We start from the raw sequence: 12,062 nt of genomic DNA on the forward strand, positions 1-12,062 counted from the left end.
AAAATTACCTGGGTTCAAGGGCAAACACTTCAAAACCTGCCTCAGTGACGCGCCAGCGAACGTTGAAATCGAGCAGCCAGACGGCGTACGTTTTTCCTGCTTCCTCTTCTTTACGGTAGGCCGGACGAGGGTCCTGTGCCAGAACTTCAGTGATGAAATTCCGTAAGCGAGGATAGCGTTTCTCCAGTTGACCGAGCTGCGCGGTTATCTCAGGCGTAAAATAAACAGGCATGTCCGCCTGCGGTGCGTCCTGAGCATAGCTTGCACGCGCGTCCGGGAGCGCTTCAGCGAAAGGCAAATAGGGTTTGATGTCGATTACCGGCGTGCCGTCTACCAGGTCCAGACTACCTAACTCCAGTATCACCCGATCTTTCTGGCAGCGTATGCCTTTCAGTTCAACCAGCGACATGCCAACCGGGTTTGGGCGGAAGGTCGAGCGCGTTGCAAACACGCCCATTCTCGCATTTCCGCCAAGACGAGGAGGACGCACGGTCGGACGCCAGCCGCCTTCCATCGTCTGGTGAAACACGAACACCACCCATAAATGGCTGAAAGCCTCAAGCCCGCGTACTGCATCCGCCTGATTGTATGGCGCTATCAGGTGAAGCTCACCGCTTGCGCTGGTCACAAGACCGGGCTGGCGGGGAACAGCGAATTTCTCTTTATAAGGCGAGTGGATGACGCCTATCTGCTCGAACTGAAATGCACTCATTTCGCCGTGATGTTCAGCGCAGAACCGATGCAAACCGCCTGACGGTAGCAGCCCGGCGTGCCGCTGGTGACTTCGCAGCTGTGCAGCAGAACCGCGTTGGCTTTCATTTTTGCGGCATTAATCTGCATACGTTTACGCGCTGTCGGAATATTCGGTGGTGAGTCCTGATTGGTCGCCTGACAGGATTCGCCGCTCACTTCGCCCAGTTCACGGAACGGTTTACCGACGAGTTCGTCTGCTTTAGTGATAATACGAACCGGCGCAGGGCGAACCACTTTCGGTTTCGCAGGCTCGGTTTTTGGCGGGGTTGCCGTGCTTTGAACAGGTTCAACGGGAGATCTGCTTAGCATAGAACAGCCGCCCAGCATGAGTGCTAAAAGACAGATCGGTAAAGCACGCATAATATTTCCTCAATGGATAATCAAAACGTCAGATATTGAATCAGTTGACTGCACAAATGACAAGACGGGCATAAGCCCGTCCTGATGATATTACACTGAGGTGAGATTACCAGCCTTTAACAGCGCCGCCGTTAAACACTTTGTTGGCTTCCTGGTAAACTTCATCAGACTGATAAGCCTGAACGAATTTCTTCACGTTTTCCGCGTCTTTGTTGTCTTCGCGAGTCACGATCAGGTTCACGTACGGGGAGTCTTTATCTTCAACGAAGATACCGTCTTTGGCTGGCGTCAGGCCAATCTGGCTGGCGTAAGTGGTGTTGATAACGGCCAGGGCAATCTGCGCATCGTCCAAAGAACGTGGCAGCTGCGGTGCTTCCAGTTCAACAATTTTCAGATTTTTCGGGTTCTCGGTGACATCCAGAACGGTTGGCAGCAGGCCAACACCGTCTTTCAGTTTGATCAGGCCCACTTTCTGCAGCAGCAGCAGGGAGCGGCCAAGGTTAGTTGGGTCGTTAGGGACGGCAACCTGAGAGCCCGGCTGCAGTTCGTCCAGCGATTTAATTTTCTTAGAGTAACCGGCGATTGGATAAACGAAGGTGTTACCCACGCCCACCAGTTTATAGCCGCGATCTTTGATCTGCTGATCCAGGTATGGCTTATGCTGGAAGGCGTTGGCGTCGATATCGCCTTTGCTCAGCGCTTCGTTCGGCAGAACGTAATCGTTGAAGGTCACCAGCTCAACGTCCAGACCGTATTTTTCTTTCGCCACTTTCTGGGCAACTTCAGCAACCTGTTGTTCTGCACCCACGATAACGCCCACTTTAATGTGGTTTGGATCTTTTTCATCCTGACCGCAACCCACCAGTGCCAGAGAGCCGATCAGCGCGCCTACTGCTGCAAAGGTCTTTAATTTAAACGCCATGTTTTATCCTTAACTCGTAGAGTTTGTGTTGTGTGTAACGTTATTTGTGAGTAACGGTCCGGACGATGCGATCGCCAGAGAACTGGATGAGATAAACCAGAACAACCAGCAATACCAGAACGGTATTCATCACGGTAGCGTTATATCCAATATAGCCGTACTGGTAACCAATCTGGCCTAAACCGCCAGCGCCAACTGCGCCACCCATTGCGGAATAACCGACCAGCGTGATGAGCGTGATAGTTGCCGCGTTCACCAGGCCCGGCAGTGCTTCCGGGAGCAGAACTTTGCGGACGATCTGCATCGGCGTGGCGCCCATCGCGCGTGAGGCTTCGATCAAACCGGTTGGGATCTCCAGCAGGGCGTTTTCCACCATACGGGCGATAAACGGCGCAGCCCCCACGGTCAGCGGAACGATGGCCGCCTGCAGGCCGATAGACGTTCCGACGATCACGCGGGTAAACGGAATCATCCACACCAGCAGAATAATGAAGGGGATAGAACGGAAGATGTTCACCAGCGCAGAGAGCGTACGGTACAGTTTCGCGTTCTCAATGATTTGACCAGGACGCGTCACGTACAGCAATACGCCGACCGGCAGGCCAATCACAAAACCAAAGAAGCCAGAGACAAAGGTCATTGCCAGCGTTTCCCAAACGCCGCGAACCAGCAGCCACATCATCGGCTCAGACATAACCCAGTACCTCTACTTTTACGTGGTGTTCTTGCAGCCAGGCAATCGCGGCCTGGGTTTCTTCTTGTGTACCGTGCATTTCTGTCAGCATGATGCCGAACTTCACGCCACCGGCGTAATCCATCTGCGCGCTGATGATGTTGTTGTTCACGTTAAAGCGACGCGCGGTTTCGGAAAGCAGGGGAGCATCAACAGACTGACCGGTGAACTCCATGCGCAGCATCGGGACGCTGTCTGCCGTTGGTTCGGTTTTCAGGCGTTCCAGATAATCTTCCGGGATATCCAGATGCAGGGTGGACTGGATGAACTGCTGCGCCAGCGGGGTTTTCGGGTGCGAGAACACTTCACTTACCGTGTCCTGCTCGATCAGCTCACCATTGCTGATGACCGCCACACAGTCGCAGATGCGTTTCACCACATCCATCTCGTGTGTAATAAGGAGGATCGTCAGGCCCAGACGACGGTTAATATCTTTCAGCAGTTCCAGAATCGAACGCGTGGTTGCCGGATCCAGAGCGCTGGTGGCTTCATCACACAGCAGCACCTTAGGATTGCTTGCCAGCGCGCGGGCAATGGCCACACGCTGCTTTTGCCCACCGGACAGGTTTGCCGGGTAGCTATCATGTTTGTCGCCCAGACCCACAAGGTCGAGCAGCTCGGTGACGCGACGCTTCACTTCTTCTTTTGGCGTGTTATCCAGCTCAAGCGGCAAGGCAACGTTGCCGAACACGGTGCGGGAGGCCAGCAGGTTAAAGTGCTGGAAGATCATGCCAATCTGACGACGCGCTTTGGTGAGTTCTTTCTCTGAGAGGGCGGTAAGTTCCTGGCCGCCAACTTCTACGCTGCCCTGGGTTGGGCGCTCAAGCAGGTTAACACAACGAATCAGCGTGCTTTTACCTGCACCCGATGCGCCAATGACGCCATAAATTTGACCAGCAGGAACATGCAGGCTGACGTTGTTCAGCGCCTGAATGGTTCGGTTCCCCTGCTGGAACACTTTGGTGATATTGGAAAGTTTAATCATTAGATTATTTTTATCGTATGTAAGTTAGCCGTGGCATTTTCTTCTGCCAGATACGGGTGATGACCGTAAACAAAACGGATGTTAAGGCATCCAGACGTCTAAATCAATCCAACTCTGTACGATGAGCACTTTATTGCGCTGCAATTCATGAGATACTAGTCGAACATGCCTTTTTCAGGAGCAAACCGGTGGCAAAATCAGTACCCGCAATTTTTCTCGATCGTGACGGCACTATTAATGTGGATCACGGTTATGTCCATGAGATTGATGAGTTCGAGTTTATCGAGGGCGCAATTGATGCCATGCGCCAGCTGAAAGAGATGGGCTATGCGCTGGTGGTTGTGACGAACCAGTCCGGTATTGCACGCGGTAAATTCACTGAAGCGCAGTTCGAGACGCTGACGGAATGGATGGACTGGTCGCTGGCTGACCGCGGTGTGGATCTTGATGGCATCTACTATTGTCCGCACCATCCGCAAGGAACAGTAGAAGAGTATCGCCAGACCTGTGATTGCCGTAAGCCGCATCCTGGGATGTTCATCTCTGCACAGGAGTTCCTGCACATCGATATGGCTGCTTCTTATATGGTGGGCGATAAACTGGAAGATATGCAGGCAGCAGCAGCAGCGGGTGTAGGGACCAAAATATTAGTTCGCACCGGTAAGCCAGTGACGCCAGAAGCAGAGAGTGCAGCGAATTGGGTGATTAATAGTCTGGCCGACCTGCCAAAAGAGATTAAAAAGAACCAAAAATAGCCTTTTTGGTGAAAAGGTGAGCGGTTGAAATAAAAATGCATTTTTCCGCTTGTCATTCCTCGGCGGCCCCCTATAATGCGCCTCCATCGACACGGCGGATGTGAATCACTTCACAAACAACCCGGTCGGTTGAAGAGAAAAAATCCTGAAATAACGGGTTGACTCTGAAAGAGGAAAGCGTAATATACGCCACCTCGCAACGGTGAGCGAAAGCCGCGTTGCACTGCTCTTTAACAATTTATCAGACAATCTGTGTGGGCACTCAAAGTGACATGGATTCTTAACGTCGCAAGACGAAAAATGAATACCAAGTCTCTGAGTGAACATACGTAATTCATTACGAAGTTTAATTCACGAGCATCAAACTTAAATTGAAGAGTTTGATCATGGCTCAGATTGAACGCTGGCGGCAGGCCTAACACATGCAAGTCGAGCGGTAGCACAGGAGAGCTTGCTCTCCGGGTGACGAGCGGCGGACGGGTGAGTAATGTCTGGGAAACTGCCTGATGGAGGGGGATAACTACTGGAAACGGTAGCTAATACCGCATAACGTCGCAAGACCAAAGAGGGGGACCTTCGGGCCTCTTGCCATCAGATGTGCCCAGATGGGATTAGCTAGTAGGTGGGGTAACGGCTCACCTAGGCGACGATCCCTAGCTGGTCTGAGAGGATGACCAGCCACACTGGAACTGAGACACGGTCCAGACTCCTACGGGAGGCAGCAGTGGGGAATATTGCACAATGGGCGCAAGCCTGATGCAGCCATGCCGCGTGTATGAAGAAGGCCTTCGGGTTGTAAAGTACTTTCAGCGGGGAGGAAGGTGTTGAGGTTAATAACCTCGGCAATTGACGTTACCCGCAGAAGAAGCACCGGCTAACTCCGTGCCAGCAGCCGCGGTAATACGGAGGGTGCAAGCGTTAATCGGAATTACTGGGCGTAAAGCGCACGCAGGCGGTCTGTCAAGTCGGATGTGAAATCCCCGGGCTCAACCTGGGAACTGCATTCGAAACTGGCAGGCTAGAGTCTTGTAGAGGGGGGTAGAATTCCAGGTGTAGCGGTGAAATGCGTAGAGATCTGGAGGAATACCGGTGGCGAAGGCGGCCCCCTGGACAAAGACTGACGCTCAGGTGCGAAAGCGTGGGGAGCAAACAGGATTAGATACCCTGGTAGTCCACGCCGTAAACGATGTCGACTTGGAGGTTGTGCCCTTGAGGCGTGGCTTCCGGAGCTAACGCGTTAAGTCGACCGCCTGGGGAGTACGGCCGCAAGGTTAAAACTCAAATGAATTGACGGGGGCCCGCACAAGCGGTGGAGCATGTGGTTTAATTCGATGCAACGCGAAGAACCTTACCTACTCTTGACATCCAGAGAACTTTCCAGAGATGGATTGGTGCCTTCGGGAACTCTGAGACAGGTGCTGCATGGCTGTCGTCAGCTCGTGTTGTGAAATGTTGGGTTAAGTCCCGCAACGAGCGCAACCCTTATCCTTTGTTGCCAGCGGTTCGGCCGGGAACTCAAAGGAGACTGCCAGTGATAAACTGGAGGAAGGTGGGGATGACGTCAAGTCATCATGGCCCTTACGAGTAGGGCTACACACGTGCTACAATGGCGCATACAAAGAGAAGCGACCTCGCGAGAGCAAGCGGACCTCATAAAGTGCGTCGTAGTCCGGATTGGAGTCTGCAACTCGACTCCATGAAGTCGGAATCGCTAGTAATCGTAGATCAGAATGCTACGGTGAATACGTTCCCGGGCCTTGTACACACCGCCCGTCACACCATGGGAGTGGGTTGCAAAAGAAGTAGGTAGCTTAACCTTCGGGAGGGCGCTTACCACTTTGTGATTCATGACTGGGGTGAAGTCGTAACAAGGTAACCGTAGGGGAACCTGCGGTTGGATCACCTCCTTACCTTAAAGAACCTGCCTTTGCAGTGCTCACACAGATTGTCTGATGAAAAACAGCAGTAAAAATCTCTGCAGGCTTGTAGCTCAGGTGGTTAGAGCGCACCCCTGATAAGGGTGAGGTCGGTGGTTCAAGTCCACTCAGGCCTACCAAATTTTTGCTGATGCTGCGTTGCGGCGACACTCACATACTTCAGTATGCTTCGTGTCACCACGCCTTGCCTCAACAAAAATTACCGGTACAGAGGTTGGCAAAACGATGGGGCTATAGCTCAGCTGGGAGAGCGCCTGCTTTGCACGCAGGAGGTCTGCGGTTCGATCCCGCATAGCTCCACCATCTTTTACTGCGAACACAAGAAAACTTCAGAGTGAACCTGAAAAGGTGCACTGCGAAGTTTTGCTCTTTAAAAATCTGGATCAAGCTGAAAATTGAAACGACACACAGTTAATGTGTGTTCGAGTCTCTCAAATTTTCGCAAGTCGATGATGAATCGAAAGAAACATCTTCGGGTTGTGAGGTTAAGCGACTAAGCGTACACGGTGGATGCCCTGGCAGTCAGAGGCGATGAAGGACGTGCTAATCTGCGAAAAGCGCCGGCGAGGTGATATGAACCTTTGACCCGGCGATGTCCGAATGGGGAAACCCAGTGTGATTCGTCACACTATCGTTAACTGAATACATAGGTTAACGAGGCGAACCGGGGGAACTGAAACATCTAAGTACCCCGAGGAAAAGAAATCAACCGAGATTCCCCCAGTAGCGGCGAGCGAACGGGGAGCAGCCCAGAGTCTGAATCAGCTTGTGTGTTAGTGGAAGCGTCTGGAAAGTCGCACGGTACAGGGTGACAGTCCCGTACACGAAAACACACAGGTTGTGAACTCGAAGAGTAGGGCGGGACACGTGGTATCCTGTCTGAATATGGGGGGACCATCCTCCAAGGCTAAATACTCCTGACTGACCGATAGTGAACCAGTACCGTGAGGGAAAGGCGAAAAGAACCCCGGCGAGGGGAGTGAAAAAGAACCTGAAACCGTGTACGTACAAGCAGTGGGAGCACCTTCGTGGTGTGACTGCGTACCTTTTGTATAATGGGTCAGCGACTTATATTCTGTAGCAAGGTTAACCGTATAGGGGAGCCGAAGGGAAACCGAGTCTTAACTGGGCGTTAAGTTGCAGGGTATAGACCCGAAACCCGGTGATCTAGCCATGGGCAGGTTGAAGGTTGGGTAACACTAACTGGAGGACCGAACCGACTAATGTTGAAAAATTAGCGGATGACTTGTGGCTGGGGGTGAAAGGCCAATCAAACCGGGAGATAGCTGGTTCTCCCCGAAAGCTATTTAGGTAGCGCCTCGTGAACTCATCTTCGGGGGTAGAGCACTGTTTCGGCTAGGGGGCCATCCCGGCTTACCAACCCGATGCAAACTACGAATACCGAAGAATGTTATCACGGGAGACACACGGCGGGTGCTAACGTCCGTCGTGAAGAGGGAAACAACCCAGACCGCCAGCTAAGGTCCCAAAGTCATGGTTAAGTGGGAAACGATGTGGGAAGGCACAGACAGCCAGGATGTTGGCTTAGAAGCAGCCATCATTTAAAGAAAGCGTAATAGCTCACTGGTCGAGTCGGCCTGCGCGGAAGATGTAACGGGGCTAAACCATGCACCGAAGCTGCGGCAGCGACACTTAGGTGTTGTTGGGTAGGGGAGCGTTCTGTAAGCCGTTGAAGGTGTGCTGTGAGGCATGCTGGAGGTATCAGAAGTGCGAATGCTGACATAAGTAACGATAAAGCGGGTGAAAAGCCCGCTCGCCGGAAGACCAAGGGTTCCTGTCCAACGTTAATCGGGGCAGGGTGAGTCGACCCCTAAGGCGAGGCCGAAAGGCGTAGTCGATGGGAAACAGGTTAATATTCCTGTACTTGGTGTTACTGCGAAGGGGGGACGGAGAAGGCTATGTTAGCCGGGCGACGGTTGTCCCGGTTTAAGCATGTAGGCGGAGGTTCCAGGTAAATCCGGTACCTTATTAACGCTGAGGTGTGATGACGAGGCACTACGGTGCTGAAGTAACAAATGCCCTGCTTCCAGGAAAAGCCTCTAAGCATCAGGTAACACGAAATCGTACCCCAAACCGACACAGGTGGTCAGGTAGAGAATACCAAGGCGCTTGAGAGAACTCGGGTGAAGGAACTAGGCAAAATGGTGCCGTAACTTCGGGAGAAGGCACGCTGATATGTAGGTGAAGCCCCTGCGGGTGGAGCTGAAATCAGTCGAAGATACCAGCTGGCTGCAACTGTTTATTAAAAACACAGCACTGTGCAAACACGAAAGTGGACGTATACGGTGTGACGCCTGCCCGGTGCCGGAAGGTTAATTGATGGGGTTAGCGGCAACGCGAAGCTCTTGATCGAAGCCCCGGTAAACGGCGGCCGTAACTATAACGGTCCTAAGGTAGCGAAATTCCTTGTCGGGTAAGTTCCGACCTGCACGAATGGCGTAATGATGGCCAGGCTGTCTCCACCCGAGACTCAGTGAAATTGAACTCGCTGTGAAGATGCAGTGTACCCGCGGCAAGACGGAAAGACCCCGTGAACCTTTACTATAGCTTGACACTGAACACTGGTCCTTGATGTGTAGGATAGGTGGGAGGCTTTGAAGCGTGGACGCCAGTCTGCGTGGAGCCAACCTTGAAATACCACCCTTTAATGGCTGGTGTTCTAACGTAGACCCGTTACCCGGGTTGCGGACAGTGTCTGGTGGGTAGTTTGACTGGGGCGGTCTCCTCCCAAAGAGTAACGGAGGAGCACGAAGGTTAGCTAATCCTGGTCGGACATCAGGAGGTTAGTGCAATGGCATAAGCTAGCTTGACTGCGAGAGTGACGGCTCGAGCAGGTGCGAAAGCAGGTCATAGTGATCCGGTGGTTCTGAATGGAAGGGCCATCGCTCAACGGATAAAAGGTACTCCGGGGATAACAGGCTGATACCGCCCAAGAGTTCATATCGACGGCGGTGTTTGGCACCTCGATGTCGGCTCATCACATCCTGGGGCTGAAGTAGGTCCCAAGGGTATGGCTGTTCGCCATTTAAAGTGGTACGCGAGCTGGGTTTAGAACGTCGTGAGACAGTTCGGTCCCTATCTGCCGTGGGCGCTGGAGAATTGAGGGGGGCTGCTCCTAGTACGAGAGGACCGGAGTGGACGCATCACTGGTGTTCGGGTTGTCATGCCAATGGCACTGCCCGGTAGCTAAATGCGGAAAAGATAAGTGCTGAAAGCATCTAAGCACGAAACTTGCCCCGAGATGAGTTCTCCCTGAGACTTTAAGTCTCCTGAAGGAACGTTGAAGACTACGACGTTGATAGGTCGGGTGTGTAAGCGCAGCGATGCGTTGAGCTAACCGATACTAATGAACCGTGAGGCTTAACCTTACAACGCCGAAGCTGTTTCGGCGAAGAGACAGACAATCAATTTCAGCTTTGATACAGATTAACAGAATTTGCCTGGCGGCTTTAGCGCGGTGGTCCCACCTGACCCCATGCCGAACTCAGAAGTGAAACGCCGTAGCGCCGATGGTAGTGTGGGGTCTCCCCATGTGAGAGTAGGGAACTGCCAGGCATCAAATTAAGTAGTAAGCCGGTGCATAAATCCGGTGGTTACAAGCAGTCTTCGGTGGAGCGGTAGTTCAGTCGGTTAGAATACCTGCCTGTCACGCAGGGGGTCGCGGGTTCGAGTCCCGTCCGTTCCGCCACTTATTAAAAGCCCTGAGCTCATGCTCAGGGCTTTTTTCTTATCTGACGTTTAATTATTGCGAAATTAGCAAAAATCCTCTGCGTTTTGCGCTCTTTTTCTCTATAACAACGCCAGCGATAATCTTCCTCAGTTTACGAACATAATGATTGAGGAATAGTATGACTCTCCCTGCATTTGGTCTGGGCACTTTCCGCCTGAAAGACGACGTTGTTATCGCATCAGTTAAAACCGCACTCGAGCTGGGCTATCGTGTTGTCGATACGGCGCAGATCTATGAAAACGAAGCTGCCGTTGGACAAGCTCTCGAAGAAAGTGGAGTGCCGCGTAATGAGCTGTTTATCACCACGAAAATCTGGATTGAGAATCTCAGCAAAGATAAGCTGATCCCTAGCCTGAAAGAGAGCCTGAAAAAACTGCGTACTGAATATGTAGATCTGACGCTGATCCACTGGCCATCACCGAATGATGCCGTCTCAGTAGAAGAATTCATGCAGGCCCTTCTGGAAGCGAAAAAGCAGGGCTTAACCCGCGAAATTGGGATCTCCAACTTCACCATTCCGCTGATGGAAAAAGCCATTGCTGCTGTTGGTGCAGAAAATATTGCGACCAACCAGATTGAGCTCTCTCCTTACCTGCAAAACCGCAAAGTCGTGGACTGGGCAAAACAGCACGGTATCCACATCACCTCATACATGACGCTGGCCTACGGTAAGGCGCTGAAAGATGAAGTGATTACGCGTATCGCTGAGAAACACAACGCGACTGCCGCGCAGGTCATTCTGGCATGGGCAATGGGTGAAGGTTATGCCGTGATCCCATCTTCAACTAAACGTGAAAACCTGGCCAGCAACCTGTTAGCAACGGATCTTCAGCTGGATGCTGACGATAAAAAAGCGATCGCAGCCCTGGAGTGCAACGATCGTCTGGTCAGCCCGGAAGGTTTAGCCCCAAACTGGGATTAAGTTTAACTTACCCTCTGTAACCAGAACCCTCACACAGCTCCTCCGGGAGCTGTTTTTATATGCTCGCTCAGGAAGTCAATAAAGGCCCGGATGCGCGTGCTTACCGCTCTGTCACTGTAATACACCGCGCTAAAAGGCATCTCTACCGGCAAACGCTTATCGGCCATTAACTCCACAAGCTCACCGCGCGCAATTTCTTTATCAATCATGTAATCCGACAAACAGGCGATGCCATTCCCGGTAAGGCACAGCTGTTTTAGCGTTTCCCCGCTGTTTGACGATAATCCGCAGGTAATTTCATGAAGTTGACCATCATGACAGGCGACAGGCCAGGTATTTAGCGACACCGGCTCCGTAAAGCCCAGGCACAGATGCTGCTTCAATTCTTCTACCGTCTCCGGCTTACCATGCTCAGCAATATAGTCTGGTGAAGCGATTATTTTGCGGTAGCTGGCAAACAGAGGGCGGGCACGCAAGCTGGAATCTGTTAGTGTTCCCGCGCGGATGGCCACATCCACTTTTCGCTCGATGAGGTTGATAAACGTCTCTGAGGAGACCAGAGAGAGCGTCATCTCCGGATAGCGTTCGCGGAATGGTTTGATCAGCGGCATCAGAAAGTGAAGCACCACCGGCGTGGCCGCATCAATGCGCAGCAATCCACGCGGCGTGCTGCGGGTCTCCATAATCTCCGTCTCCGCTGCAGCCATTTCCTGCAGTACCGACTGTACGCGGCGGAAATAACGCTCTCCTTCTTCCGTCAGGCTCAGCTGCCGCGTCGTTCGGTTGAGCAGACTCACCCCCAGCTTCATCTCCAGTTTTTTTACCGAACGGCTGATGGCCGAATTAGCCTGTCCCAGCTGTTCGGCCGCGCGGCTAAAGCTGCCGCTTTCAACGACGGCGACAAAGATTGTCAGCTCTTCCGATGTTGCTTTCATTTTTGCACC

At 52.5% G+C, this 12,062-nt stretch carries 8 protein-coding genes, 3 tRNA genes and 3 rRNA genes; 8 read left to right on the top strand and 6 right to left on the bottom strand.

Features of this window, described 5'->3' with window-relative positions; translation table 11 throughout:
* Positions 1–4: 4 nt before the first annotated feature.
* The 5 genes from tsaA to metN form a co-directional block, all read right to left on the bottom strand.
* A complete protein-coding gene (gene tsaA, locus L370_RS10980) occupies positions 5–712 on the bottom strand; it encodes a tRNA (N6-threonylcarbamoyladenosine(37)-N6)-methyltransferase TrmO (protein ID WP_023334588.1) in 708 nt (235 codons plus the stop codon).
* Positions 709–1,113: an Rcs stress response system protein RcsF gene (rcsF, locus tag L370_RS10975; RefSeq protein ID WP_023334589.1), complete on the bottom strand. Its 405-nt coding sequence runs from the start codon at positions 1,111–1,113 to the stop codon at positions 709–711. The genes tsaA and rcsF overlap by 4 nt, the downstream gene beginning before the upstream one ends.
* Positions 1,114–1,219: 106 nt before the next feature.
* Complete coding sequence (metQ, locus tag L370_RS10970) at positions 1,220–2,035, bottom strand: methionine ABC transporter substrate-binding lipoprotein MetQ (protein WP_014168729.1); 816 nt, start codon at positions 2,033–2,035, stop codon at positions 1,220–1,222.
* Positions 2,036–2,075: 40 nt separating this feature from the next.
* Positions 2,076–2,729 (bottom strand): methionine ABC transporter permease MetI, encoded by a 654-nt coding sequence (locus L370_RS10965; RefSeq protein WP_014168730.1) that lies wholly within the window; start codon positions 2,727–2,729, stop codon positions 2,076–2,078.
* Positions 2,722–3,753 carry a methionine ABC transporter ATP-binding protein MetN gene (gene metN / locus L370_RS10960; protein WP_023334590.1) on the bottom strand — a complete coding sequence of 344 codons (1,032 nt, stop codon included), beginning with the start codon at positions 3,751–3,753 and terminating at the stop codon, positions 2,722–2,724. The genes L370_RS10965 and metN overlap by 8 nt, the downstream gene beginning before the upstream one ends.
* 188 nt (positions 3,754–3,941) lie before the next feature.
* Between metN and gmhB the strand changes: the two genes are divergently transcribed.
* The 8 genes from gmhB to dkgB all read left to right on the top strand — a co-directional run bounded on the left by gmhB (position 3,942) and on the right by dkgB (position 11,118).
* Positions 3,942–4,508 (top strand): D-glycero-beta-D-manno-heptose 1,7-bisphosphate 7-phosphatase, encoded by a 567-nt coding sequence (gene gmhB, locus L370_RS10955; RefSeq protein ID WP_023334591.1) that lies wholly within the window; start codon positions 3,942–3,944, stop codon positions 4,506–4,508.
* A gap of 368 nt (positions 4,509–4,876) precedes the next feature.
* A 16S ribosomal RNA gene (locus tag L370_RS10950) occupies positions 4,877–6,418 on the top strand.
* A 69-nt stretch (positions 6,419–6,487) separates the two neighbouring features.
* Positions 6,488–6,564 (top strand) — tRNA-Ile (locus tag L370_RS10945).
* Positions 6,565–6,672: 108 nt separating this feature from the next.
* Positions 6,673–6,748 (top strand) — tRNA-Ala (locus L370_RS10940).
* A 180-nt stretch (positions 6,749–6,928) separates the two neighbouring features.
* Positions 6,929–9,834, top strand: a 23S ribosomal RNA gene (locus L370_RS10935).
* Between the two features lie 71 nt (positions 9,835–9,905).
* Positions 9,906–10,021, top strand: a 5S ribosomal RNA gene (rrf, locus tag L370_RS10930).
* Together the 16S, 23S and 5S rRNA genes with 3 tRNA genes alongside form the textbook arrangement of a ribosomal RNA operon.
* A gap of 56 nt (positions 10,022–10,077) precedes the next feature.
* Positions 10,078–10,154 (top strand) — tRNA-Asp (locus L370_RS10925).
* 160 nt (positions 10,155–10,314) lie between these two features.
* Positions 10,315–11,118 (top strand): 2,5-didehydrogluconate reductase DkgB, encoded by an 804-nt coding sequence (dkgB, locus tag L370_RS10920; RefSeq protein ID WP_023334592.1) that lies wholly within the window; start codon positions 10,315–10,317, stop codon positions 11,116–11,118.
* A 29-nt stretch (positions 11,119–11,147) separates the two neighbouring features.
* On the opposite strand, the gene yafC is transcribed toward dkgB, so the two are convergent.
* Entirely contained in the window at positions 11,148–12,053 is a 906-nt protein-coding gene (gene yafC / locus L370_RS10915) for a DNA-binding transcriptional regulator YafC (protein WP_023334593.1), read from the bottom strand.
* Positions 12,054–12,062 lie beyond the last annotated feature (9 nt).

Source organism: Enterobacter sp. MGH 24 (assembly GCF_000493015.1).
Taxonomy (GTDB): Bacteria; Pseudomonadota; Gammaproteobacteria; order Enterobacterales; family Enterobacteriaceae; genus Enterobacter.